The organism is Pseudomonas sp. S07E 245, assembly GCF_019599025.1.
Classification (GTDB): Bacteria; Pseudomonadota; Gammaproteobacteria; order Pseudomonadales; family Pseudomonadaceae; genus Aquipseudomonas; species Aquipseudomonas shirazensis.
In genome coordinates, this window is sequence record NZ_CP080625.1 from 4,458,444 (window position 1) to 4,481,618 (window position 23,175).

The 23,175-nt window shown below is 63.4% G+C and carries 25 protein-coding genes and 1 other RNA gene; 16 read left to right on the forward strand and 10 right to left on the reverse strand.

From position 1 onward, the window contains the following. Nucleotides 1-154: 154 nt before the first annotated feature. The 4 genes from rho (at nt 155) to K3F44_RS20560 (ending at nt 4,952) form a co-directional block, all read left to right on the forward strand. Nucleotides 155-1,414: a transcription termination factor Rho gene (gene rho / locus K3F44_RS20545; protein WP_101315255.1), complete on the forward strand. Its 1,260-nt coding sequence runs from the start codon at nt 155-157 to the stop codon at nt 1,412-1,414. Nucleotides 1,415-1,623: 209 nt separating this feature from the next. Next, nucleotides 1,624-3,090: a 4-hydroxy-3-polyprenylbenzoate decarboxylase gene (ubiD, locus tag K3F44_RS20550; RefSeq protein ID WP_101315257.1), complete on the forward strand. Its 1,467-nt coding sequence runs from the start codon at nt 1,624-1,626 to the stop codon at nt 3,088-3,090. After that, nucleotides 3,090-4,058, forward strand: a complete 969-nt coding sequence (locus K3F44_RS20555) for a CDP-6-deoxy-delta-3,4-glucoseen reductase (RefSeq protein ID WP_101315259.1) — start codon at nt 3,090-3,092, stop codon at nt 4,056-4,058. Before ubiD ends, K3F44_RS20555 begins: the two co-directional genes overlap by 1 nt. A 243-nt stretch (nt 4,059-4,301) precedes the next feature. Continuing rightward, entirely contained in the window at nt 4,302-4,952 is a 651-nt protein-coding gene (locus K3F44_RS20560) for a gamma-glutamylcyclotransferase (protein WP_101315261.1), read from the forward strand. Between the two features lie 18 nt (nt 4,953-4,970). Here the strand turns inward: K3F44_RS20560 and K3F44_RS20565 are convergent, their stop codons facing one another. Then, nucleotides 4,971-5,948: an NADPH:quinone oxidoreductase family protein gene (locus tag K3F44_RS20565; RefSeq protein ID WP_101315263.1), complete on the reverse strand. Its 978-nt coding sequence runs from the start codon at nt 5,946-5,948 to the stop codon at nt 4,971-4,973. A gap of 158 nt (nt 5,949-6,106) precedes the next feature. Between K3F44_RS20565 and K3F44_RS20570 the strand changes: the two genes are divergently transcribed. Further along, a complete protein-coding gene (locus K3F44_RS20570; protein WP_101315265.1) occupies nt 6,107-6,511 on the forward strand; it encodes a flagellar basal body-associated protein FliL in 405 nt (134 codons plus the stop codon). Nucleotides 6,512-6,679: 168 nt separating this feature from the next. On the opposite strand, the gene K3F44_RS20575 is transcribed toward K3F44_RS20570, so the two are convergent. Next, nucleotides 6,680-7,132, reverse strand: a complete 453-nt coding sequence (locus tag K3F44_RS20575; RefSeq protein ID WP_101315267.1) for an EVE domain-containing protein — start codon at nt 7,130-7,132, stop codon at nt 6,680-6,682. A 173-nt stretch (nt 7,133-7,305) separates the two neighbouring features. Here K3F44_RS20575 and K3F44_RS20580 point away from each other — a divergent pair, with 173 nt between their 5' ends. Then, entirely contained in the window at nt 7,306-7,455 is a 150-nt protein-coding gene (locus K3F44_RS20580) for a hypothetical protein (RefSeq protein WP_178080737.1), read from the forward strand. Nucleotides 7,456-7,468: 13 nt separating this feature from the next. Here the strand turns inward: K3F44_RS20580 and K3F44_RS20585 are convergent, their stop codons facing one another. The 4 genes from K3F44_RS20585 to K3F44_RS20600 form a co-directional block, all read right to left on the reverse strand. After that, nucleotides 7,469-8,077, reverse strand: a complete 609-nt coding sequence (locus K3F44_RS20585) for a 5-formyltetrahydrofolate cyclo-ligase (protein ID WP_101315269.1) — start codon at nt 8,075-8,077, stop codon at nt 7,469-7,471. 80 nt (nt 8,078-8,157) lie between these two features. Then, a non-coding RNA gene (gene ssrS, locus K3F44_RS20590) (6S RNA) lies at nt 8,158-8,337 on the reverse strand. A gap of 17 nt (nt 8,338-8,354) precedes the next feature. Further along, a complete protein-coding gene (locus K3F44_RS20595; RefSeq protein WP_101315271.1) occupies nt 8,355-8,672 on the reverse strand; it encodes a cell division protein ZapA in 318 nt (105 codons plus the stop codon). Further along, on the reverse strand, nt 8,669-8,878 hold the full coding sequence (locus tag K3F44_RS20600; protein WP_101315273.1) for a TIGR02449 family protein: 210 nt from the start codon (nt 8,876-8,878) through the stop codon (nt 8,669-8,671). Before K3F44_RS20600 ends, K3F44_RS20595 begins: the two co-directional genes overlap by 4 nt. 153 nt (nt 8,879-9,031) lie before the next feature. On the opposite strand from K3F44_RS20600, the gene K3F44_RS20605 reads away from it, so the two are divergent. The 9 genes from K3F44_RS20605 (at nt 9,032) to gcvH (ending at nt 18,426) form a co-directional block, all read left to right on the forward strand. Then, complete coding sequence (locus K3F44_RS20605) at nt 9,032-9,586, forward strand: YecA family protein (protein WP_220632874.1); 555 nt, start codon at nt 9,032-9,034, stop codon at nt 9,584-9,586. Between the two features lie 20 nt (nt 9,587-9,606). Next, nucleotides 9,607-10,941, forward strand: coding sequence for a Xaa-Pro aminopeptidase (pepP, locus tag K3F44_RS20610; protein ID WP_150570424.1), 1,335 nt, complete (start codon nt 9,607-9,609; stop codon nt 10,939-10,941). Beyond that, entirely contained in the window at nt 10,938-12,137 is a 1,200-nt protein-coding gene (gene ubiH / locus K3F44_RS20615) for a 2-octaprenyl-6-methoxyphenyl hydroxylase (RefSeq protein ID WP_220632875.1), read from the forward strand. Before pepP ends, ubiH begins: the two co-directional genes overlap by 4 nt. Beyond that, the gene (locus K3F44_RS20620) at nt 12,134-12,616 is read left to right on the forward strand and encodes a DUF4442 domain-containing protein (RefSeq protein WP_101315281.1); all 483 of its coding nucleotides are present in this window, start codon (nt 12,134-12,136) and stop codon (nt 12,614-12,616) included. The genes ubiH and K3F44_RS20620 overlap by 4 nt, the downstream gene beginning before the upstream one ends. Before the next feature lie 3 nt (nt 12,617-12,619). Then, complete coding sequence (locus K3F44_RS20625) at nt 12,620-13,843, forward strand: 2-octaprenyl-3-methyl-6-methoxy-1,4-benzoquinol hydroxylase (RefSeq protein WP_150573481.1); 1,224 nt, start codon at nt 12,620-12,622, stop codon at nt 13,841-13,843. Between the two features lie 87 nt (nt 13,844-13,930). Next, entirely contained in the window at nt 13,931-14,932 is a 1,002-nt protein-coding gene (locus K3F44_RS20630) for an extracellular solute-binding protein (protein ID WP_220632876.1), read from the forward strand. Nucleotides 14,933-15,160: 228 nt separating this feature from the next. Then, a complete protein-coding gene (locus K3F44_RS20635) occupies nt 15,161-16,783 on the forward strand; it encodes an iron ABC transporter permease (protein WP_220632877.1) in 1,623 nt (540 codons plus the stop codon). A 124-nt stretch (nt 16,784-16,907) separates the two neighbouring features. Next, nucleotides 16,908-17,990: a glycine cleavage system aminomethyltransferase GcvT gene (gcvT, locus tag K3F44_RS20640; protein WP_101315288.1), complete on the forward strand. Its 1,083-nt coding sequence runs from the start codon at nt 16,908-16,910 to the stop codon at nt 17,988-17,990. 52 nt (nt 17,991-18,042) lie between these two features. Then, on the forward strand, nt 18,043-18,426 hold the full coding sequence (gcvH, locus tag K3F44_RS20645) for a glycine cleavage system protein GcvH (protein ID WP_150570420.1): 384 nt from the start codon (nt 18,043-18,045) through the stop codon (nt 18,424-18,426). A 99-nt stretch (nt 18,427-18,525) separates the two neighbouring features. Here gcvH and K3F44_RS20650 read toward each other — a convergent pair whose 3' ends face one another. From K3F44_RS20650 to K3F44_RS20660, 3 genes are all read right to left on the reverse strand, one after another. Continuing rightward, nucleotides 18,526-18,840 carry a DUF2388 domain-containing protein gene (locus tag K3F44_RS20650; RefSeq protein ID WP_150573485.1) on the reverse strand — a complete coding sequence of 105 codons (315 nt, stop codon included), beginning with the start codon at nt 18,838-18,840 and terminating at the stop codon, nt 18,526-18,528. A gap of 87 nt (nt 18,841-18,927) precedes the next feature. After that, complete coding sequence (locus K3F44_RS20655) at nt 18,928-20,607, reverse strand: GspE/PulE family protein (RefSeq protein WP_220632878.1); 1,680 nt, start codon at nt 20,605-20,607, stop codon at nt 18,928-18,930. 212 nt (nt 20,608-20,819) lie between these two features. After that, nucleotides 20,820-21,146: a hypothetical protein gene (locus K3F44_RS20660; RefSeq protein WP_101315296.1), complete on the reverse strand. Its 327-nt coding sequence runs from the start codon at nt 21,144-21,146 to the stop codon at nt 20,820-20,822. A gap of 126 nt (nt 21,147-21,272) precedes the next feature. On the opposite strand from K3F44_RS20660, the gene K3F44_RS20665 reads away from it, so the two are divergent. Continuing rightward, complete coding sequence (locus tag K3F44_RS20665; RefSeq protein ID WP_101315298.1) at nt 21,273-21,743, forward strand: Lrp/AsnC family transcriptional regulator; 471 nt, start codon at nt 21,273-21,275, stop codon at nt 21,741-21,743. Here the strand turns inward: K3F44_RS20665 and K3F44_RS20670 are convergent. Beyond that, nucleotides 21,732-23,126 (reverse strand): inorganic triphosphatase, encoded by a 1,395-nt coding sequence (locus K3F44_RS20670; protein ID WP_220632879.1) that lies wholly within the window; start codon nt 23,124-23,126, stop codon nt 21,732-21,734. The two genes, K3F44_RS20665 and K3F44_RS20670, sit on opposite strands and share 12 nt — an antisense overlap. Nucleotides 23,127-23,175: the final 49 nt, after the last annotated feature.

Here is a 23,175-nt window from a genome sequence, read left to right on the forward strand (position 1 = left end):
CGGCCTCGCACTGTTTCTTCAAGTGCCCCCTGCACGCCGTCGCCGAAGCATCCCAATTCGAATCAGTACGCGATCCTGTCGCCTTCTTGCGGCGCGGCTTCATTAAGCCAGAAGCTTAATTCTCCCTTCTTACATGATTACGTCCACTCCCCTTATGAACCTGACTGAACTCAAGCAAAAGCCGATTACTGATCTGCTAGAAATGGCCGAACAGATGGGCATTGAAAACATGGCCCGTTCGCGCAAGCAGGACGTGATTTTCGCCCTGTTGAAAAAACACGCTAAGAGCGGCGAAGAGATCTCGGGTGACGGCGTGCTGGAGATTCTCCAGGATGGTTTCGGTTTCCTGCGGTCGGCTGATGCGTCCTACCTGGCCGGCCCTGACGATATCTACGTCTCGCCCAGCCAGATCCGTCGCTTCAACCTGCGTACCGGTGACACCATCGTTGGCAAGATTCGCCCGCCAAAGGAAGGGGAGCGTTACTTCGCGCTGCTCAAGGTCGACACGATCAACTACGACCGTCCAGAAAACGCGAAGAACAAGATCCTCTTCGAGAACCTGACGCCGTTGTTCCCCAACAAGCGCCTGAAGATGGAAGCCGGCAACGGCTCCACCGAGGACTTGACCGGGCGTGTGATCGACCTGTGCGCGCCGATCGGCAAGGGCCAGCGTGGCCTGATCGTCGCTCCGCCAAAAGCGGGCAAGACGATCATGCTGCAGAACATCGCTGCCAACATCACCCGTAACAATCCCGAGTGCCACCTGATCGTTCTGCTGATCGACGAGCGCCCGGAAGAAGTTACCGAGATGCAACGCACCGTGCGCGGCGAAGTGGTTGCTTCGACCTTCGACGAGCCGCCAACCCGCCACGTGCAGGTTGCCGAAATGGTCATCGAGAAGGCAAAGCGCCTGGTTGAGCACAAGAAAGACGTGGTCATCCTGCTCGACTCGATCACCCGTCTGGCTCGTGCCTACAACACCGTCATCCCGAGCTCCGGCAAGGTCCTGACCGGTGGTGTCGATGCCCATGCGCTCGAGAAGCCAAAGCGCTTCTTCGGTGCTGCGCGTAACATCGAAGAAGGCGGCTCGCTGACCATCATCGCCACCGCGCTGGTTGAAACCGGCTCGAAGATGGATGAAGTGATCTACGAAGAGTTCAAAGGTACCGGTAACATGGAACTGCCTCTGGACCGTCGTATCGCCGAGAAACGTGTGTTCCCGGCCATCAACATCAACAAGTCGGGCACGCGTCGTGAAGAGCTGCTGACTGCTGATGACGAGCTGCAGCGCATGTGGATCCTGCGCAAGCTGCTGCACCCGATGGACGAGATCGCCGCAATCGAGTTCTTGATCGACAAGCTCAAGCAGACCAAGACCAACGACGAGTTCTTCCTGTCGATGAAGCGCAAGTAAGCTTCGCGCTTAATACGCTGAAGATTTGGGGCCGCTGCGCGCCCCTTCGCGGGTAAACCCGCTCCCACAGGGATTACATCGAACCTTGTGGGAGCGGGTTTACCCGCGAAGGGCTGCGCAGCGGCCCCAAGTCATTTTGGCATCCTACAAAAGCCTGATCGGCGCTACACTCTGCACCCCGACCGATACGGCCAACACGAGGCTTACGCATGCAGTATCGCGATTTGCGCGACTTTATCCGTGGCCTGGAGCAGCGCGGCGAACTCAAGCGCATCCAGGTTCCGATTTCACCCGTCCTGGAAATGACCGAAGTCTGCGATCGCACCTTGCGTGCCAAGGGCCCGGCGTTGCTGTTCGAAAAGCCTGTCGGTTTCGACATCCCGGTGCTGGGCAACCTGTTCGGCACACCGGAGCGGGTCGCCATGGGCATGGGCGCCGAGTCGGTTGCAGAGCTGCGCGAGATCGGCAAGCTGCTGGCCTTCCTCAAGGAGCCCGAGCCGCCCAAGGGTCTCAAGGATGCCTGGTCGAAGCTGCCGATCTTCAAGAAAGTCGTGTCGATGGCGCCCAAGGTGGTCAAGGACGCGGTGTGCCATGAGGTGGTGATCGAGGGCGACGACGTCGACCTCAGCCAGCTGCCGATTCAGCATTGCTGGCCGGGCGACGTCGCGCCGCTGATCACCTGGGGCCTGACCGTCACCCGCGGGCCGAACAAAGAGCGGCAGAACCTGGGCATCTATCGCCAGCAGGTGATCGGCCGCAACAAAGTCATCATGCGCTGGTTGAGCCATCGAGGCGGCGCGCTGGACTATCGCGAGTGGTGCGAGAAGCATCCGGGCCAGCCATTCCCGGTGGCGGTGGCGCTCGGCGCCGACCCGGCGACCATCCTTGGCGCGGTCACGCCGGTGCCGGATACCTTGTCCGAGTACGCCTTTGCCGGCCTGCTACGCGGTAACCGTACCGAGCTGGTCAAGTGCCGCGGCAGCGACCTGCAGGTGCCGGCCACGGCGGAAATCATCCTTGAAGGGGTTATCCACCCTGGCGAGATGGCCCCGGAAGGCCCGTATGGCGATCACACCGGCTACTACAACGAAGTCGACAGCTTCCCGGTGTTCACCATCGAGCGCATCACCCATCGGCGTAATCCGATCTATCACAGCACCTATACCGGCCGGCCACCAGATGAGCCGGCGATTCTGGGTGTGGCCCTGAACGAAGTGTTCGTGCCGATCCTGCAAAAGCAGTTCCCGGAGATCACCGACTTCTACCTGCCGCCGGAAGGCTGCTCGTACCGTATGGCGGTGGTGACCATCAAGAAGCAGTACCCAGGCCATGCCAAGCGGGTAATGCTCGGTGTGTGGTCGTTCCTGCGACAGTTCATGTACACCAAGTTCGTTATTGTCACCGACGACGATATCAACGCCCGCGACTGGAACGACGTGATCTGGGCCGTCACCACGCGCATGGACCCCAAGCGTGATACGGTGATGATCGACAACACGCCGATCGACTACCTGGATTTTGCCTCACCGGTGTCGGGGCTTGGCTCGAAGATGGGCCTGGACGCCACACACAAGTGGCCGGGCGAGACAACACGCGAATGGGGCCGGGTCATCGTCAAGGACGATGCCGTCACCCGCCGTATCGATGAGCTGTGGGATCAGTTGGGAATAGATTGATGCAGGTAACGTTGCAGCCCTCCGGGGCGGTACTGGCGCTGGAGCCCGGTGAAAGGATTCTTGATGGTGCGCGGCGCCTGGGCTATGACTGCCCGAGCAGCTGTCGCAATGGCAACTGCCATGTCTGCGCGGCACTGCTGGTCGAAGGCCGGGTGCGCCAGGACGGTGAAGTGCGCGATCACGGCGAGCTGTTCACCTGCATTGCCGAGCCGCTGGAAGACTGCGTGCTGCTCTGGGACGGCGTTCTGGCCCTGGGCGAGCTGCCGCTGCGCACGCTGGCCTGCACGGTCAGCGAGTGCATCGAGGTTGGCGGTGATGTCTGGCGCGTGCGCCTGCGTGCCCCCGCTGGCAAGCCGCTGCGCTACCACGCCGGCCAATACCTGATGATCGAGCGCGATGGCGCCGACAAGGCGGCCTTCTCGCTGGCCTCCGCGCCGCATGCCGGGCGGGACCTGGAGCTGCACGTACTGGCCCGCGAGCCCAGCTCGGTGGCATTGATTGAGCAATTGCAGCGCGACGGCCTGGCGCGTATTCAGATGCCGTTTGGCGACACCCACCTGGCCGAGCTGCCGGATGGGCCGCTGGTGTTGATCGCCGCCGGCACCGGCATGGGCCAGATGCACAGCCTGATCGAGCACTGCCGGGCCAACGGCTTCAAGCACCCGGTGCACCTGTACTGGGGCGTGCGTCGCCCTGAGGACTTCTACGCGCTCGAGCACTGGGACGAGTGGCAGCGCTTGCCCAACCTGTTCCTGCACAAGGTGGTCAGCGACCTGTGTGGTTGGGAAGGGCGCTGCGGCATGCTCCACGAGGCGGTTTGCGAAGATATCGCTGACCTCAATGACGTTCACGTGTACGCCAGCGGCTCGCCCAACATGGTCTATGCCACGCTGGATGCTCTGGTCGAAGCCGGTATGGACGCCCATCGCATGCGCGCAGACGTATTTGCCTACGCCCCGCGTGGTTGATCGCTAATAACCAAAGTTGTTCGACTTGATTATAAGGCGGTAAGTCTTACCGCCCTTGCCAATAACTTTATCTATACTCGCAACAGCACTGCACATTCGCCTGCAGTGCCCATGTTGCGGCTGCTCCTACCTGCGTCAGGGCTTGTAATACGGTGCCTTTCTGCCGTACGGTAAGTCCAGCGCAGCGCCAGTGAGTTACAGTGGCGCTCATTGTAAGTTCTCGGGGAATAATGGCGGCAGCTTATGTCGGCACTTGAAAGTCTATCCTGGAAAGTTTCCTATCCGCCGTCGCTGGACTTTGGTCAGCAACTCACGCGCGAGCAACTGTCAGTTTCTATGCAGTCGACCATGTCGCGTCACCGTGGCGGGCCAGTGTGGTTGTTTGCCTATGGTTCGCTGATCTGGCGGCCGGAGTGCAACTCGGTCGAACGTCAGCGTGCGCGCGTGCACGGTTATCATCGCGGGCTGTACCTGTGGTCGCATGAGCATCGCGGCACACCCGAGTGCCCGGGGCTGGTGTTTGGCCTGGATCGCGGCGGCTCGTGCAGCGGCTTTGCCTACCGGCTGGACGACAGCAATCTGGATGACTCGCTGATGGCCCTGTGGCAACGGGAGATGCCGTACCCGGCCTATCGCCCGCACTGGCTGACCTGCCGGCTCGACAATGGCAGCAAGGTGCAAGCCTTGGGTTTCGTGCTGGAGCGGCACTTGCCGTGTTACGCCGGCGACCTGCCGGATGGGCTGCTGAGCCAGATCCTGGCCAGCGCCAGCGGGCGCTTCGGCACCACCCGCGATTACGTCGAGCAGACCTTGAACGCACTGCGCAGCCACCAGATGCCTGATCGCAATCTGGAGGCGCGTTTTCGCCGCTGCCATAACCTGCGCGAGGTTTGACCCCCGCGCAGGCTTCGTTCAACGGGTCTGCACCACCAGCTTGCCCACCGCCTTGCGCTGTGCCAGTTGCTCTATGGCGCTGCCGGCTTCGGCCAGTGGGTAGGTTTTCGATACCAGTGGTTTGATCTTGCCCTCGGCGTGCCAGGCGAACAGTTGACGGAAGTTGGCGGCGTTGTCCTGTGGCTGACGCTGGGCAAATGCACCCCAGAACACTCCCACTACCGCCGCGCCCTTGAGCAGCGCCAGATTGACCGGCAGTTGTGGGATCACGCCGCTGGCAAAGCCCACCACCAGCAGCCGGCCGTTCCAGGCTAGGCCGCGCACCGCCTGGTCGAACAGCTCGCCGCCGACCGGGTCGTAGATCACGTCGACGCCCTGGCCGCCGGTCAGGCGCTTGATTTCATCCTTGAGCGAGCTTGTGCTGTAGTCGATCAGCTCATCTGCACCGGCTGCCTTGGCTACCGCCAGCTTGTCGGCGCTGCTGGCTGCGGCGATCACCTTGGCACCCATGGCTTTGCCGATCTCCACGGCGGCCAGGCCGACGCCACCGGAAGCGCCCAGCACCAACAGGGTTTCTCCAGGCTGCAGGTTGGCCCGCTGGCGCAGTGCGTGCAGCGAAGTGCCGTAGGTCATGCCCAGCGCGGCGGCGGTGGTGAAGTCCATGCTGTCGGGGATTGGCAGCACGTTGTAGTAGGGCACCGCGACCTGCTCGGCAAACGCGCCCCAGCCGGTCAGCGCCATGACCCGCTGGCCCACCTCGAACGCGCCGGCCTTGGCGCCCACCGCCGCAACCACCCCGGCCGCTTCGCCACCCGGCGAGAACGGCAGCGGTGGCTGGAACTGGTATTTGCCTTCGATGATCAGCGTGTCAGGGAAGTTGACCCCGGCGGCGTGCACGTCGAGCAGGACCTCGTTGATCTTCGGCTGGGGGCTGGCGACGTCTGCAAGCACAAGATCGCGCGCCGGGCCCAGGGTTTTGCACAACACGGCTTTCATCGGGGCTATTCCTTTGCAGGTGATGGCCGATAAGTGTAGGAGGACTGCTTGCCCGGTCAACGAGCATGCTCGGCCCTGATGGTCCGGCATAAGCCCGGGCTTGGGTTTGCGCGACGTGCTGGGTAAGCTGGCGCCAACTGTATGTGAGGAGCGAATTCGTGAAAGCGTGGATCTTGATGGTTATGGCGCTGATGCTGCCAATGGCGGCTATGGCCGAGGAAGCCGCAGAAGGCGCGCCGAAGGTTGCCTATATCAGCCTGAGCCCGCCCTTTGTCGGCAACTACGCCCTGGATGGCAACAGCAAGCTGCGCGTGTACAAGGCTGACGTGGCCCTGCGCGTGACCGGCGATGCCGCTGCGGCGGCGGTCAAGCATCACGAGCCGCTGATTCGTAATCAGCTGGTGGCGCTGTTCACCCAGCAGACCGTGGACAGCATGAGTAACGTCGAGGCCAAGGAGCGCCTGCGTCAGGAAGCGTTGAAGCAGGTACAGCAGGTGATGGAGAACGAGGAAGGCAAGCCGATCGTCGAGGACCTGCTGTTCAATAACCTGATCGTGCAGTAAAGCCAACCGGGGCCGCTTTGCGGCCCTTCGCGGCGGTCCGGCGTCCCGGTGAACCCGCTCCCACAGGGTTCAGCGGCGTTTGTCGAAATTCGGTTTCAAAACCGCTGTGATCCCTGTGGGAGCGGGTTTACCCGCGAAGGGCTGCAAAGCAGCCCCCTCTGCTTTCCACTACTTGGCCAAGGTCAGGATCGCAGCCCACTGCTTCAAGGTCACCGGCATCACCGACAGGCGCGTGCCTTTTTGCACCAGCGGCATCTCCTCCAGAGCTGCCTGCTGCTTGAGCAAGCCCAGCCCGAGCAAAGGCTTGAAGGTGCGCACATGGGCGACATCGACGGCGCTCCAGGGGTTCTTGTCGGCGCTGGCCTTGGCATCGTGGTAGTGACTCTGCGGGTCAAGTGCCGTAGGGTCGGGGTACGCCGCTGCAACAATTTTGGCGATACCGGCAATGCCCGGCTGCGGGCAGCTTGAGTGATAGAAGAAAAACTCGTCGCCAACCGCCATGGCCCTGAGGAAATTGCGCGCCTGGTAGTTGCGCACCCCGTCCCAGCGCGCTTCGCCGAGGCGTTTGAGGTCATCGATGGACAATTCGTCCGGCTCGGATTTCATTAGCCAATAGGCCATGGACGCTGCTCCTGACAAAGTCTGAAATAACTAGTTGCATGAAACCGACAGCCGGTTGACGTCAACGTTTGCGTGTCGGCTCCGGTTGGCGGAAAATGCGCCGATTTTAAGCACTATGCTCAGTCAGCACTGAAAAAGCTGGCAAGCCCGAATCAGTTGCCAGGGGGCAATCAATGAACAAACGCAAACCGGACCTGCTGTGGATCCTGGCCTTTATCTTCGGTCTTGGGGTCGTTACCACCGGTTATGCGCAGAGTTTGCTGGAGCGAAAGATGGACGTCGCCTACCAGACCCCCGTCGAGCAAGCGCCACAGCAGCGCTGAAGTCATTGCGCGCTCAATTGCGCGCCAGGTACCAGTGGCGGTCCGAGACCGTGCCTTGCAGCGGTACATCCCAACTGGCCTGCGCCAGACGCTCGACCTTCTGGCATTCATGCGCCAGGCCCAGCAGCAGCGGTTTCTTCCAGGTCTTGCGCCGGCTCTGATAGGCCAGGCTGCGGTCATAGAACCCGCCCCCCATGCCCAAGCGGCCACCCACTTCGTCAAACCCGACCAACGGCAGCAGGATCAAATCCAGCGCCCAGATTGGCCGTTGCCGCTTGCGCTCGATTACCGGCTCCGGGATGCGAAAGCGATTGCGCTTGAGCACCTCACCCTGGTCGTAACGCTGAAACACCATGCGTGTGGCCGGCCAGGCGTGCAGTACCGGCAGGTAGATCCGCTTGCCGCGCCGATGGCCCTCGCGCAGCAGCAGGCGCGGGTCGATCTCGCCGTCATTGGGCAGGTACAGGGCAATGTGGCGGGCGCGGCGGAATAACGGATGCTGGGCCAGCTGACGGTACAGGCCGCGAGACGCCTGACGCTGTTGTGCAGGCGTAAGGGCGCGGCGTGCGTTACGCAGCTGGCGACGAAGTTGCGGGCGGGTGAGGGGCGCGGTGTCGGTCATGGCACAGAGGTCCCGAAGGTGTCGGCCGCCGTGGCGGCCAGACCAGTTGCCCGCCAGAGCAGGCGAGCAATGCAGAATTCAGGCTCCCCGATAAGACCGCTATCGGCGTAGCCCTTGAACCCGAAAGTTCAAGGTGGAGATTGCAGGGGGCGTTAAGGCTTTCCGTCGGGCGGACATGCACACCGGCCCCAGCGTGCAACCCCCGTGGTTGTGCGTATCGGCTCAGGGACATAACCGACTGGCGCATCTCCCAGGGAGTGACGCCAGTATACCGATCTCAGCCGTTTTTGGTACCCGTGTCGTCGGCCAATGCGCTGTCGACGCGCTCGAGCAGGTCACGCACCTGCTCGCGGGTAGTACCGCCGCTGGCCACTTCAGGGGTTTCCTGGCGGTGGAGCATTTCGTGGGTAATGTTCAAGGCCGCCATCACCGCAATGCGATCGGCGCCGATGACTTTGCCGCTGCTGCGGATCTCGCGCATCTTGCCATCCAGATAGCGCGCGGCGCTGACCAGGTTGCTGCGCTCTTCGGGCGGGCAGATGATCGAGTAGTCTTTGTCGAGGATCTGTACGGTGACGCTATTGCTTGAACTCATGAGTCTTGCTCCAGGGCCTTGAGCCGCAAGATCATGGATTCGACCTTACGCCTTGCGATCTCATTTTTTTCAATGAGGTGGGCGCGCTCTTCGCGCCAGGAAGTTTCCTGCGCTAATAGGAGTGCATTTTGCCGTTTAAGTTGCTCGACGCGCTCGATCAGCAGCTCGAAACGGCTCATCAGCGCTTGCAGGTCGTTGTCTTGCATGGGGGGCACTCGTTTCGCTCCATCGTTTACGGCCTGGCCATGATGCCGGTGCCGGGCCTTGGGCGGCCAGTGCCGATGGTCTTGGCGCGCCTGCCGGTGCTAGGATACAAGGTCTTCATTCTAGACATTGCGCCGTCTGGCGCCTAGCAGCCCATGCCTAATACTCAATCGCCGTACACCGCTTTCGCCGCACTGCTCTCGAGCAATGGTCACCCTGTCTCCCCCGCCGAGCTGCACGGCCTGTTGATTGGCCGCAGCTGCGCCGGCGCAGGCTTCGATGCCGAGGCCTGGTTGGCCGACGCCGCCAACACCCTCGAGGTCGAACCGAACGACTCTGTGCGCAACGCCCTGATCGGCCTGCAGGAGATGGTCAAGGCCGAACTCACCGGCGATGACGTCGCTCTGGTGCTGTTGCTGCCGGGTGATGAACAACCGCTGACCGAACGTGCCGCCGCCCTTGGCGAATGGTGCCAGGGCTTCATCGCCGGCTTCGGCTTGAACGCCGGTGGCAAGGACCTGTCCACCGAAGCCAAGGAAGTGCTGCAGGACCTGGTGGCGATTTCGCAGGTGCAAGACGCCCTGGAAGAATCCGAGGACGGCGAGAGCGACTACATGGAGGTCACCGAGTACCTGCGCGTCGCGCCGCTGCTGCTGTTCACCGAGCTGGCCGCGCCAGTTGCGCCTGCCCCCAAGCCATCGCTGCACTGATCAATCGGGGTCGTCTGTCCATGAGCCACATACCCAAGGCCGAGTATGCCCGTCGGCGCAAGGCGCTGATGGCGCAGATGGTCCCCAACAGCATCGCCATCCTGCCCGCCGCTGCGGTTGCCATTCGCAACCGTGATGTCGAGCACGTGTACCGTCAGGACAGTGACTTCCAGTACCTCAGCGGCTTTCCCGAGCCTGAGGCGGTGATTGTTCTGATCCCCGGTCGCGAGCATGGCGAATACGTGCTGTTCTGCCGTGAACGCAACCCGGAGCGCGAGTTGTGGGACGGCTTGCGTGCCGGTCAGGAAGGTGCCCTGCGCGAGTATGGCGCGGACGATGCATTTCCGATTACCGACATCGACGAGATCCTGCCGGGCCTGATCGAAGGCCGCGAGCGGGTGTACACGGCGATGGGCAGCAACCCTGAGTTCGACCGGCGCTTGATGGACTGGATCAACCTGATTCGCTCCAAGGCCCGCCTCGGTGCGCAGCCGCCCAACGAGTTCGTTGCGCTGGATCATCTGCTGCACGACATGCGCCTGTATAAATCGGCAGCAGAAGTGAAGGTCATGCGCGCCGCTGCGGCGATTTCTGCACGGGCCCATGTGCGGGCGATGCAGGCCTGCCGGGCGGGGCTTTACGAATACAGCCTGGAGGCCGAGCTCGATTACGAGTTTCGCAAGGGCGGGGCGAAGATGCCGGCCTATGGCTCGATCGTCGCTGCTGGGCGTAATGGCTGCATCCTGCACTATCAGCAGAACGACGCCGTGCTCAAGGACGGCGACCTGGTGCTGATCGATGCCGGCTGTGAAATCGACTGCTATGCCAGCGACATCACCCGCACGTTCCCGGTCAGCGGGCGTTTTTCTGCTGAGCAGAAAGCCATCTACGAGCTGGTGCTCGAAGCCCAGGCTGCGGCCTTTGCCGAGATCGCCCCAGGCAAGCACTGGAACCACGCCCATGAGGCGACGGTGCGGGTGATTACCGCAGGGCTGGTGCGGCTGGGCTTGCTCAAGGGCGAAGTGCAGGCGCTGATCGACAGCGAGGCCTACCGCGCGTTCTACATGCACCGCGCCGGGCACTGGCTGGGCATGGATGTGCACGATGTCGGCGAGTACAAGGTCGGCGGCCAGTGGCGGGTGCTCGAAGTGGGCATGGCGCTGACCGTCGAACCCGGCATTTACATCGGCGCCGACAATCAGGCCGTGGCCAAGAAGTGGCGCGGTATCGGCATCAGGATCGAGGACGACGTGGTGGTTACCAGGCAGGGCTGTGAAATTCTTACCTCCGGCGTGCCGCGGACGGTTGCCGAGATCGAGGCGCTGATGGCCGCTGCCCGCGAGCAGGCGGCATGAGCCGGGTCAACCTGGCAATCATCGGCGGCGGCCTGGTCGGCGCCAGCCTGGCGCTGGCGCTGCAGGCTGGGGCCAAGGCGCGTGGCTGGAAAATCCTGCTGATCGAGCCGTTCGCCCCTGGCGATGCGTTTCAGCCAAGCTACGATGCGCGCTCGTCGGCGTTGTCGTTCGGCACCCGGCAGATCTACCAGCAGTTGGGCCTGTGGCCGGCCATCAGCCAGCGCGCCGAGCCGATTCTGCAGATTCACGTGTCCGACCGCGGTCGCTTTGGCGCCACCCGCCTGGACGCCAGCGAAGAAGGCGTGCCGGCGCTGGGCTATGTGGTGGAAAACGCCTGGCTCGGCCAGTGCCTGTGGCAGGGCCTGGACCCGGAAGTGGTGAGCTGGCGATGCCCGGCCGAGGTCAAGGCGATGCAGCCGATCGAAGGCGGTTACCGCTTGCAGCTGGATGACGACACCAGCCTTGAGTGTGACCTGGCTGTGCTGGCTGACGGTGGTCGCTCGGGCTTGCGCGAGCAGCTGGGCATCCATGTGCAGCGCCGGCCTTATCAGCAGAGTGCCTTGATCGCCAATATCACCCCCGGTGAGGCCCACGGCGGTCAGGCCTTCGAGCGCTTTACCGAACAGGGGCCTATGGCTTTGCTGCCATTGCCGGACAACCGCTGCGCGCTGGTCTGGACCCGCCAGGGGATGGACGCCAAGCGCCTGGCCGAGATCGATGAGCGCAACTTCCTCGCCGAGCTGCAGCAGGTCTTTGGCTTCCGCCTCGGCGCACTGCGCCAGGTTGGCGCGCGGCATCTGTACCCGCTGGCGCTGGTGGCTGCCAGCGAGCAGGTGCGCCCGCATCTGGTGGTCCTCGGCAATGCCGCGCACAGCCTGCACCCGATTGCCGGGCAGGGCTTCAACCTGTCGCTACGCGATGTGCAGGCGCTGGCTGAAGGCTTGCTGGCCGGCCCGCCGCACCCCGGCGACCTGGCGACCCTGCAGACCTATCAGCAGCGGCAGCAACTCGACCAGAGCCTGACCATCGGCTTCTCCGATCAGGTCACGCGGATGTTCGGCAGCAGCCAGCCGTTGCTGGCCACCGGACGCAACCTGGGTTTGCTTGGCCTTGATCTGTTGCCACCGGCCAAGCGCTGGTTCGCCCGCCAGGCGATGGGCCTGGGCACCCGCAGCGATCTGCGGGGCCGCCTGTGAGCGATTCGCGTCGGCTGGCGCGCAAGGCCCGCATGCTGCGCTGGTTGCTGAATATCTACCCGCCGTACCTGGGTGCTGGTATTCGGGTGCAGCAGATCAGCCCCGACATGAGCCACATCAAAGTGCGCATGAAGCTCACCCGCTGGAACCGCAACTACGTCGGCACCCAGTTCGGCGGCAGCCTGTATTCGATGGTCGACCCGTTCTACATGCTGTTGCTGATCGAGCGTCTGGGCAGCGAGTACATTGTCTGGGACAAGGCCGCCAGCATCGATTTCATCTCACCGGGCAAAGGCCCGGTGTATGCCGAGTTCAACGTCGATGACGCGCTGCTGGCCGAGATTCGCCAGCACACCGCCAGCGGCAAGAAGTACCTGCCGCGGCTGCAGGTCGACATCCGCGACGGTGCCGGTGAACTGGTGGCGCGGGTCGATAAAACTCTTTATGTACGGCTCAAGCCGCAAGTGAGGCAGGCGTAAGGCATGGAAACGCGCGCAGATGTACTGATTGTCGGTGCCGGTATGGTCGGCAGCGCCCTGGCCCTGGCATTGCGCCACAGCGGCCTGCAAGTTGTCCTGCTCGACGGCGGCCCATTGTCGGTCAAGCCGTTTGACCAGCAAGCCGCGTTCGAGCCGCGGGTCAGTGCCTTGTCGGCAGCCAGCCAACGCATCCTCGAGCGCCTCGGCGCCTGGGATGGCATCGTCGCCCGGCGCTTGTCGCCGTACACCGACATGCACGTGTGGGACGGCAGCGGCACCGGCCAGATCCACTTCTCGGCGGCCAGTGTGCACGCCGACCTGCTGGGCCACATCGTCGAAAACCGGGTAGTCCAGGACGGCCTGCTGGAGCGCTTGCTCGACAGCGACATCGGCCTGCTGGCCAATGCCCGCCTGGAGCAGATGCGCCGCTCCGGTGATGAGTGGCTGCTGACCCTGGCCGATGGCCGTCGCCTGCGCGCACCACTGGTCATCGCTGCCGATGGCGCCAACTCGGCGGTGCGCCACCTGACCGGCTGCGAAACCCGCGAGTGGGACTACCTGCACCAAGCCATCGTCACCAGCGTGCGCTGCAGCGAGGCGCACCAGGCCACCGCCTGGCAGCGCTTCACCGACGAGGGGCCGCTGGCCTTTCTGCCGCTGGCGCGTGATGGCGGCCAGCAGTGGTGCTCGATCGTCTGGTCGACTACCCCAGAGCAGGCCGAGCAATTGATGAGGCATGATGATGCCGCCTTCGCCGAGGCGCTCCAGCGCGCCTTTGAGGGGCGTCTGGGTCAGGTCCTTGAGGTTGACCCTCGGGTCTGCGTGCCGCTGCGCCAGCGCCACGCCAAGCGCTATGTGGCTGAAGGTCTGGCATTGATCGGCGATGCCGCCCACGTGATTCACCCGCTGGCCGGGCAAGGCGTCAACCTGGGCTTTCTTGATGCCGCCGTATTGGCCGAAGAACTGGTACGGGCCTGCGAGCGCGGCGAGCGGTTGGCGGATGTGAAGGTACTGAGCCGCTACGAGCGCCGGCGCATGCCGCACAACCTGGCGCTGATGGCGGCCATGGAGGGCTTCGAGCGGCTGTTCCAGGCCAATCCGTTGCCGCTGCGCTGGCTGCGCAACAGCGGTTTGAAGCTGGTCGAGCAGTTGCCTGAGGCCAAGGCGCTGTTCGTGCGGCAGGCGCTGGGCTTGTCTGGCGATCTGCCGGAATTGGCCCGGCCCTGACTGCAACATCTGGTAACTGCTCAGCGGGTGAGCTGCTTAATGGTATTCACTACCATTCGCAGCTCAATCACCCGCGAGGAATACCCGATGTTGCCACGCAAGCACCTACTGGCCGCCCTGGCCCTGACCCTGTTCGGCGGCACTGTGCATGCGGCGGACGAAGTGGTGGTGTACTCCTCGCGCATCGATGAGCTGATCAAACCGGTATTCGACGCCTACACGGCCAAGACCGGGGTCAAGATCAAGTTCATCACCGACAAGGAAGCGCCGCTGATGCAGCGCATCAAGGCCGAGGGCCAGAACGGCGTGGCTGACCTGCTGCTGACCGTGGATGCCGGCAACCTCTGGCAGGCCGAGCAGATGGGCATTTTGCAGCCGATCAAGTCGGACGTCATCGACGCCAACATCCCCCCTCAGTACCGCGCCAAGTCCCATGACTGGACCGGTCTGAGCCTGCGTGCGCGGACCATCGTCTACTCCACCGAGCGGGTCAAACCGAGCGAGCTGAGCACCTACGAGGCGCTGGCCGACAAGCAGTGGGAAGGGCGCCTGTGCCTGCGCACTGCGAAAAAGGTCTACAACCAGTCGCTGACCGCGACCATGATCGAGACTCACGGCGAGGCCAAGACCGAGCAGATCATCAAGGGCTGGGTCGGCAACCTGTCCACTGACGTGTTCTCCGATGACACCGCTGTGCTACAGGCCATCGAAGCCGGCCAGTGCGACGTGGGCTTGGTCAACACCTACTACTACGGCCGCCTGCACAAGCAGCAGCCCGATCTGCCGATCAAGCTGTTCTGGCCGAATCAGGGTGACCGTGGCGTGCACATCAACCTCTCGGGCATCGGCCTGACCAAGCATGCGCCGCACCCGGAAGCGGCGAAAAAACTGGTGGAGTGGATGACCGGCGAAGAAGCGCAAAAGCTGTTTGCCGACATCAACCAGGAGTTCCCGGCCAACCCACAGGTCAAGCCATCGGCTGAAGTGGCCGCTTGGGGCACGTTCAAGGCCGACAGCCTGCCGGTGGAAGTGGCCGGCAAGCGCCAGGCAGAGGCGATTCGCCTGATGGATCGGGCTGGCTGGAACTAAGCGCCAGGCTTTATGCTTGAAATTCCCTTCGGGGTGATGCCGGTCAGTTAAGCCAATGGGGCTGCTCTGCAGCCCTTCGCGGCGGTCCGGCGTCCCGGCAAGCCCGCTCCCACAGATACAACGCTGGAGTCAGACTTCGCGCGTTCCCTGTGGGAGCGGGCTTGCCGGGACGCCGGACCGCCGCGAAGGGCCGTAAAGCAGCCCCAACTCATAAACGAGACTCTGGATTTGTCCCACGCTCCCCAACGCCGCTGGTATCTGCCGGTCGGCCTGATCGCCGCTCTGGTACTGCTGCCGCTGAGTGTTCTGCTGCTGTCATGGCAGTCGATCGATATGCAGATCTGGTCGCACCTGCTCGACACCCAAATGAGCCGTCTGCTGGGCAATACCCTGACCCTGGTGCTTGGCGTGGGCATCGGCGTTACCGTGCTTGGGGTGAGCCTTGCCTGGCTCACCAGCCTGTGCGAGTTCCCCGGGCGGCGCTGGCTCGACTGGGCCTTGATGCTGCCGTTCGCCATTCCGGCCTATGTGCTGGCGTTCGTGTTCGTTGGCCTGCTGGATTTCGCCGGGCCGGTGCAGAGCGCCCTGCGTGAGCTGTTCGGGCCGATGCGCCTGCCGCGCGTGCGCTCGACCGGCGGGGTAATCACCGTGCTGGTGCTGGTGTTCTACCCCTACGTGTATTTGCTCGCGCGCAGCGCTTTCATGGCTCAGGGCAAAGGCCTGATGGAAGCAGCGCGGGTCCTGGGCCTTTCGCCGGTGCAGGCGTTCTGGCGGGTTGCGTTGCCGATGGCGCGGCCCGCCATCGGCGCCGGCATCGCCCTGGCACTGATGGAAACCCTGGCGGATTTCGGCGCCGTAGCGGTGTTCAACTTCGACACCTTCACCACCGCCATCTACAAGACCTGGTACGGCTTCTTCAGCCTGTCCAGCGCGGCCCAGCTGGCCAGTTTGCTGCTGTTGGTGGTGATGCTGGTGCTGTATGGCGAACGCCGCGCTCGCGGTGCCAGCCGCAGCGGTAACGAGCGGCCACGGGTGCAGGCGTTGTATCACCTGCGCGGGCTCAAGGCGTGGGCGGCCAGCGGCTGGTGTCTGCTGGTGTTCGCCTGCGCCTTCGTCATCCCGCTGCTGCAACTGCTGGTGTGGTTCTGGCAGCGTGGCCGGCACGACCTTGATGAGCGCTATGTCGGCCTGGTCATGCACACCCTGTACCTTGGCTCGATGGCGGCACTGATCACGGTCAGCGCGGCGTTACTGCTGGCGTTTGCCCGCCGCCAGGCACCGACCGGGGCTATCCGCGCTGGTGTCGGCCTGGCCAACCTGGGTTATGCCTTGCCCGGCTCGGTGCTGGCGGTGTCGATCATGCTGGCGTTCAGTTACCTCGACAATCAACTGGTGGTGCCGCTGTCGCAATGGCTGGGCGGTGCCGGCCGGCCGTTGCTGCTGGGCAGCCTGGCGGCATTGTTGCTGGCCTACCTGATGCGCTTTATCGCGGTCGCCTACGGCCCGCTGGAAAGCAGCCTCGAGCGGATTCGCCCGTCACTGCCGGAAGCCTCGCGCAGCCTCGGCGTCGGCGGGCCGAGATTGTTTTTCAAGGTATATCTGCCGTTGCTGGTACCGGGCGCTCTGAGCGCTGCCTTGCTGGTGTTCGTCGATGTGCTCAAGGAGATGCCGGCAACCTTGCTGATGCGCCCGTTCGGCTGGGATACCCTTGCCGTACGGGTGTTCGAGATGACCAGCGAGGGCGAGTGGGCACGCGCTTCGCTGCCCGCGCTGACGCTGGTGCTGGTCGGCCTGTTGCCGGTCATCGGCCTGATACGCCGTTCGGCCCGTCGCCCGGGTCAGACTCACTGAGGATGCCAGTCCGCGCCCTTGCCGCTACAATGCGCGCCATTCGCTGCGGCGGGTCCTACAAGATCAGGTGACGATTAAACGTCGCCGACCGTCGCCGCTTCGCCACGCCCGGAAGGAGAAACCCATGGGACAGCGCACACCTTTGTACGACTGGCACTTGGCGCTAGGCGCCAAGATGGTCGACTTTGGCGGTTGGGACATGCCCCTGCACTATGGCTCGCAAGTCGAGGAGCACCATCAGGTGCGCGCTGACTGCGGCGTATTCGACGTCTCGCACATGACAGTGATCGATGTCGATGGCCCAGCAGCCACACGCTGCTTGCAGTACCTGCTGGCCAATGACGTGGCCCGCCTTGGCAGCACAGGCAAGGCGCTCTACAGCACCCTGCTGAATGAACAGGGCGGAGTAGTCGACGACCTCATCGTGTATCGCACCGAAGCGGGCTACCGGCTGGTGGCCAATGCCGCTACCCGAGCCAAGGTCGTCGCCTGGCTGCAGGCGCATAGCGCCGGCTACGAGGTCAACGTCACGCCACGTCCGGAGCTGGCCATTATCGCCATCCAGGGCCCCCGTGCTCGCGACAAGGTGGCTGAGCTGGTGTCCTGGTCGCGCGCAGCGCTGATCCGTGAGCTGCAGCCATTCGAAGGCGTGGCCGAGGGCGATTGGTTCATCGCGCGCACCGGCTACACGGGCGAAGACGGCCTGGAGATCATTCTGCCCGCCGAACAAGCCCCGGTTTTTTTCAATGACCTGGTTGGCGCCGGTATCGCCCCCAGTGGCCTCGGCGCGCGCGATACCTTACGCCTGGAAGCCGGAATGAACCTGTACGGTCAGGACATCGACGAGCAGCACACCCCGCAGACCTCCAACCTCGGCTGGTGTATTGCGTGGCAGCCGGCCGAGCGCGAGTTTATCGGCCGCAGTGCGTTGCTCAATGAAATCGAGCACGGCGTGCAGGAAAAACTGGTTGGGCTGGTGCTCGAAGAACGCGGCGTGCTGCGTGCCCATCAGGTAGTTCGCGTCGCCGGGATTGGCGAAGGGGAGATCACCAGTGGTAGTTTCTCTCCTACGCTGAGCAAGTCGATTGCCCTGGCGCGTGTGCCGATGGCCACCGGCGAGCGCGCCGAGGTCGAAATTCGCGGCAAGTGGTACCCGGTGCGGGTGGTCAAACCGACCTTCGTGCGCCACGGCAAGATTCTGATCTGAACAATTACCTGGCGGGTCGACCGCTGATCCCTGACATCGAGGACCCTACGACATGAGCAATATTCCCGCCGAACTGCGTTTTGCCGAAAGCCACGAATGGGCACGGCTGGAAGCCGATGGCACGGTAACCGTTGGCATCAGCGATCACGCCCAGGAGGCTCTGGGTGACGTGGTTTTCGTTGAGCTGGCTGAAGTTGGCAAAGTGTTCGCAGCAGGCGACGCTGCTGGCGTGGTCGAGTCGGTCAAGGCCGCATCGGATATCTACGCGCCGGTGTCGGGCGAAGTGATTGCGGTCAACGAAAGCCTGGCTGACAGCCCTGAATCGCTCAACGACAGCCCTTATGAGTCGTGGATCTTCAAACTCAAGCCGGCCAACACTGCCGAGCTGGACAAGCTGCTCGACGCCGCTGGCTACAAGGCCGCTATCGGCGAGTAATCGCCTCCGTTGCAGCGCTTATCGCTCCTGGGCCGGCACGGCTGGCCCAGGAGCGGTCGCTATCACTCAGTCGCCACCATCGGTAGCAACAGCGCGGGCTTATTCAGCTACAGCGTTTTTGGCCAGGATGGCATTGGCCAGTTGCATGTCGCTTGCCTCCAGGCCTGGATTGTCGGCTCGTACCTGACGCATCGCAGCTTCAAGGAACGGCCCGCGAATAGCCCCTTCACTGGCAACGAAGCTGCCGGCATCGTCCTGCGCAGCGACGATCATCTTGTGATCCTTGAACGTCAGGTAGGTCGACGCAGTAGTTGCGCCGGACGAGATGACGTTGTGCCAGAAACTGTCGGCCATGGCCGAGCCAACGGGCAGCGAAAGCAGGACAGCGGCGGCGATGGCTGTTTTGAAACGCATGCTGAAGTACCTAGGAGGGTGGGCGGATAATGCTTGCTTGGATGCTCGATACACAGGCCAAGTTCCTTGCGCGCTAAGGAATATTCGTCAGCTGCAGACGCTCAGCACTTCACTCAGACTGGTCAGCCCGCGGGCGATCTTGGCCTCACCGTCGCTGCGCAGATCGCGCAGGCCATCGCGCAGGGCATGCTGACGCAGCTGCGCCAGGTCGGTCGCCGGGCCAATGCTGCCGAGCAAGGCTGTACCCGGTGTGAGCAGCTCAAATAGCCCGATACGGCCCAGGTAACCGGTACTGCGGCATGCCCGGCAGGGGATAGGCGGCTGCGCTGACTGGCCTTTGCAGGTGGCGCACAGGGTGCGCACCAAGCGCTGGGCCATCACCCCGATCAATGTGGCTTTGATCAGGTAATCGGCAACGCCCAGCTCTTGCAGGCGAACAATCGCTGCGCAGGCATCGTTGGTGTGCAGGGTCGACAACACCAGATGGCCGGTCAGCGCTGCCTGCATGGCCACCTGAGCGGTTTCACGGTCGCGAATCTCACCAATCATGATGATGTCCGGGTCTTGCCGCAGCAGGGCGCGCACGCCGTTGGCAAAGCCCAGGTCAAGGCTGGGCTGCACCTGCAATTGGTTGAACGCTGGCTCCAGCCGCTCGATCGGGTCTTCGATGGTGCACAGGTTGACCTCAGGTGTGGCCAACCGCTTGAGGCTCGCGTACAGCGTGCTGGTCTTGCCCGAGCCGGTCGGCCCGGTTACCAGAATGATGCCCTGACGCTGGCGCAGCAGTGCCTGCCAGCGGTGCCCCAGCTCGCCATCGAGGCCGAGCCGGTCGAAGTCCTCATGCAACTGCTGCGGGTCGAACAGGCGCAGCACCAGCTTTTCGCCAAACGGGGTGGGCAGGGTCGACAGGCGCAGCTCGACTTCCATCTCGCCGGCCAGCCGCGTCTTCAGGCGACCGTCCTGCGGTCGGCGTTTCTCCGCAACATCCATGCGGCCAAGATGCTTGAGGCGGCTCACCAGCGCCAGGGTCACGGCCAGCGGAAAGGCATACACCGTGTGCAGCAGGCCGTCGATGCGATAGCGCAGCTGGCCTTGTTCACGGCGCGGTTCGAGGTGGATATCGCTGGCGCGCTGCTCGATCGCGTACTGCAGCAGCCAGTCGACGATATGCACGATGTGCGCATCCTCCGCGCCAGCCTCGCCCTGGCGCTTGCCCAACTCCAGCAACTGCTCGAGCTCGCCCAGGCTGGCATCCTGTTGCAGGCCGGCACCCTGCACCGAGTGGGCCAGGCGGAACAGGCTCTGGCTCAGTTGGCGAATGTGCACCGGGCTGGCCAGCACGCGCTGGACGCGCTTGCCCAGGCTGCGTGCCAGATCATGCTCCCACTCACGCTGAAAGGGCTGCGCACTGGCCACGGTGACGCTGTGCACATCGACCGCCAGAGCGAGGATGCCATGGCGGTCGGCGAAGGCGCGCGAGATCAGGCTGCCGACCTGGGCCAGGTCGATCTGCAGCGGGTCGAGCCGGACGAAGGGCTGCTGCACGACATCGGCCAGCCATTGGCACAGGCTGTCCAGATCGAGGACATGGCCGGGGCGCTGCTGATCGCTGAGGTTCAGGCTGGCGATGATTTCGAGCGGGTGGCTGCTGCACTGGTTAGGCTGCTCAAGGGCACGCAGGACGTCACCGGGTTGCAGGCGGCGGTCGGCGAGCAGAGCGTCGAGGAGGCGTTTGAGGTCGAGGTCGTGGCTGTCTTGGGTATGCATCGCGGCGGCGTCCGTGCCGAAAAGGTACAGGCAAGGCTAGCCGCCTGGACAGCTTTGGCGTCGATGCAACGATTGCGGGGTTTTACTGGCTGAAACTTGTGTCGTATTCAGTAAATTGGGGCCGCTTTGCGCCCCTTCGCGGGTGAACCCGCTCCCACCGGGACTTGTAGCGCCGCCTAAACCTGTAGGCTGCGAAGCAGGCCCAGCACCTATCAGCCTGCTGCTACGCCTTGCAACTGCGGCAAGTTGCTCAGCTCGACTTCGCCGACACAAACCAGATTGCGCAGCTTCTGCGCGATGACTTCGGCGCGATGCCAGCTCAAACCATCGATGCCGATTTCCAGCTCAAGCCAGTCGCCCTGCTGACGCATCTGCACACTATTGGGCGTGAGGAACTGCATCGCGAACAGGTTCAGCACTCGGCACAGGCTGTCTGGCTCAGCCTCAGCTTGCAGTTGATAACGCACGTGGCTGTGCGCCGCGCTGGCGGCCCAGACGTCGGAGCGGGGCAGGGTGTCGGGCCGTTCAAGTGCGTTCATGTGATTCTCCTCCAGGACGGAAGAAATTCTGCCACGCGGCAGGTGGCATTTTTTCGCTATGATTGAGACGATTTGTCAGCTAGGCAGATTGATCTATTCGCCTATCGGCGGCTTGGAGAATAATTAATGCAAAGCGAACTGGACGCCTATGACCGGCGCATCCTTCAGCTGCTACAAGAGGATGCTTCATTGTCCAGCGCGCAGATTGCCGAACGCGTGGGCCTGTCGCAGTCACCCTGCTGGCGGCGTATTCAACGGCTGAAGGAAGAGGGGGTGATTCGCGCTCAGGTGACCCTGCTCGACCGCAAGAAGGTCGGCCTGAATACACAGATCTTTGCCGAGGTGAAGCTCAACGCCCACGGGCGGTCCAACTTCGCCGGCTTCACCGAAGCGATCCGTGAATTCCCCGAGGTGCTGGAATGTTACGTGCTGATGGGGTCGGTGGACTTCCTGTTGCGCATTGTCACCCCAGACATCGAAGCTTACGAACGATTCTTCTTCGAAAAGCTGTCGAATGTGCCGGGGATCCAGGAGGTCAACTCGATCGTGGCCTTGTCCGAAATCAAGTCCACGACCAGCCTGCCGTTAGCGCGTTGACGGCGACTTGAGCAGGTGCTTCCAGGCGCGGTTCTGCTCGATCGCACGGGCCTGCTCGACGCGGGCGATCAGCAGTTCGTCGTTCTCTTCCTCGCCCAACGGCTGCTCAGCCAGCTTGTGCAGCTTGTTCAGCTCGCCATAGAGGCGATCCATTTGCGGCACGTCGAGCACCTGGCGGGCGTGGCGCAGCCAGGTCAGCAGGGTTTCGATGCGTGGCAACTGCTCGCCAAGGTCTTCCGGCTGCTGCACATAACGCTCTTGCAGCTTCAGCGCGCGGGCTTCTTCGCCGACCAGGTGTTGCAGCCAGTTGGCCAGCTGCGCCTTGCCCTGGCGTTCGCCACGGCCTTTGCGCTCGACGGTCCAGGCGCGGGCCAGCAGCCAGCGTGAGGTTTCCAGCGAGAACTGGCCCCAGCGTGGGTCTTGGAGCTCTTCGCTGAACTGCTCGGGCGCGGCGCGGCGGACGTCTTCGTCGTCGTTACCGGCCTGTACCAGCGGGCGCCAGTCTTCCAGCAGCGCGTCGAGGCTGGCGCGCAGGACGCTGGTGGTCGCGCGCGGCGCGGCCTGGCCCATGCTGCCGGCCAGGGCGCGCAGCTCGCTCAGGCACTGCACCCAGTCCTGCAGCAGGCGCCAGTGGCCGCTGTGGCGGTACTGCTCGGCCAGCCGTTGGCTGCTCGCCAGCAACTGCCAGGCCAGGGCGGTGAAGGCATCGTCGACCGGCATTTCGGCGTCGAGCTCGGCGCTCGGCAGGTCCAGCTCGTAGCTGTCTGGCTCAAGCAGGCGATAGCCGCGCTCGGCCTTGCTGATGTCGCAGGGCATCAAGGGCAGGCTCGCGGCCAGCTCGGCGGCCAGTTCCAGCAGGGCTTCGGCGGAACCTTCGCGCAGCTCAAGCTCCAGCTCGCAGATTTCTTCCTTGCGCTTGCCAGCGATGACAAAGCCTTGGTCCAGCGCTGCTTCGATAACCACTTTGGCCTTGCCGCGGCCCCAGGAGATCTCGGCGAACTCGCGGGTGAAGTCGGTGGTGAACAGCGGTTTGATGGTCTTTTTGTCGAGCTCGGAGAGTTGCTCGGGCCAGCAGCTGGCGTCGAGTTTTTTCAGGTCGAGCTTGGCTTTTTCCAGCGGCCACTCGAATTCGTTGCGCTCAGACAGGCCTGCGACGCTCTGGCCACGGCATTTGAGGGTCTGGATGACGGCATCGCCATCGCGGCGCAGACGCAGGGCGACACGCGCGGCGGACAGCTCACGCTCAGGGGTGTCGAAGTACTGGTTGAGCAGTTCGCGGGTCTGCCAGCCGGACTTGTTGCGCTTCTTCAGCAGGGGGTGCTCACGAAGGGCGGTGAGAGTCTCGCGGCTGGCGCGGAGTTTGAGTTCGGTTTCTTTGTGCATCGCGGGCTCGAAGGAGGGGCATCGTTGCAAGGCAGTCTACAGCAGTCAG

Coding starts and splice junctions, on each gene's coding strand:
- gcvH (WP_150570420.1), top strand. CDS start 18,043: ATGAGCAATATTCCCGCCGAACTGCGTTTTGCCGAAAGCCACGAATGG.
- K3F44_RS20565 (WP_101315263.1), bottom strand. CDS start 5,948: ATGAAAGCCGTGTTGTGCAAAACCCTGGGCCCGGCGCGCGATCTTGTG.
- K3F44_RS20595 (WP_101315271.1), bottom strand. CDS start 8,672: ATGAGTTCAAGCAATAGCGTCACCGTACAGATCCTCGACAAAGACTAC.
- K3F44_RS20605 (WP_220632874.1), top strand. CDS start 9,032: ATGCCTAATACTCAATCGCCGTACACCGCTTTCGCCGCACTGCTCTCG.
- K3F44_RS20630 (WP_220632876.1), top strand. CDS start 13,931: ATGTTGCCACGCAAGCACCTACTGGCCGCCCTGGCCCTGACCCTGTTC.
- K3F44_RS20560 (WP_101315261.1), top strand. CDS start 4,302: ATGTCGGCACTTGAAAGTCTATCCTGGAAAGTTTCCTATCCGCCGTCG.
- ubiD (WP_101315257.1), top strand. CDS start 1,624: ATGCAGTATCGCGATTTGCGCGACTTTATCCGTGGCCTGGAGCAGCGC.
- K3F44_RS20575 (WP_101315267.1), bottom strand. CDS start 7,132: ATGGCCTATTGGCTAATGAAATCCGAGCCGGACGAATTGTCCATCGAT.
- rho (WP_101315255.1), top strand. CDS start 155: ATGAACCTGACTGAACTCAAGCAAAAGCCGATTACTGATCTGCTAGAA.
- K3F44_RS20555 (WP_101315259.1), top strand. CDS start 3,090: ATGCAGGTAACGTTGCAGCCCTCCGGGGCGGTACTGGCGCTGGAGCCC.
- K3F44_RS20655 (WP_220632878.1), bottom strand. CDS start 20,607: ATGCATACCCAAGACAGCCACGACCTCGACCTCAAACGCCTCCTCGAC.
- K3F44_RS20660 (WP_101315296.1), bottom strand. CDS start 21,146: ATGAACGCACTTGAACGGCCCGACACCCTGCCCCGCTCCGACGTCTGG.
- pepP (WP_150570424.1), top strand. CDS start 9,607: ATGAGCCACATACCCAAGGCCGAGTATGCCCGTCGGCGCAAGGCGCTG.
- gcvT (WP_101315288.1), top strand. CDS start 16,908: ATGGGACAGCGCACACCTTTGTACGACTGGCACTTGGCGCTAGGCGCC.
- K3F44_RS20580 (WP_178080737.1), top strand. CDS start 7,306: ATGAACAAACGCAAACCGGACCTGCTGTGGATCCTGGCCTTTATCTTC.
- K3F44_RS20670 (WP_220632879.1), bottom strand. CDS start 23,126: ATGCACAAAGAAACCGAACTCAAACTCCGCGCCAGCCGCGAGACTCTC.
- K3F44_RS20585 (WP_101315269.1), bottom strand. CDS start 8,077: ATGACCGACACCGCGCCCCTCACCCGCCCGCAACTTCGTCGCCAGCTG.
- K3F44_RS20650 (WP_150573485.1), bottom strand. CDS start 18,840: ATGCGTTTCAAAACAGCCATCGCCGCCGCTGTCCTGCTTTCGCTGCCC.
- K3F44_RS20600 (WP_101315273.1), bottom strand. CDS start 8,878: ATGCAAGACAACGACCTGCAAGCGCTGATGAGCCGTTTCGAGCTGCTG.
- K3F44_RS20625 (WP_150573481.1), top strand. CDS start 12,620: ATGGAAACGCGCGCAGATGTACTGATTGTCGGTGCCGGTATGGTCGGC.
- ubiH (WP_220632875.1), top strand. CDS start 10,938: ATGAGCCGGGTCAACCTGGCAATCATCGGCGGCGGCCTGGTCGGCGCC.
- K3F44_RS20665 (WP_101315298.1), top strand. CDS start 21,273: ATGCAAAGCGAACTGGACGCCTATGACCGGCGCATCCTTCAGCTGCTA.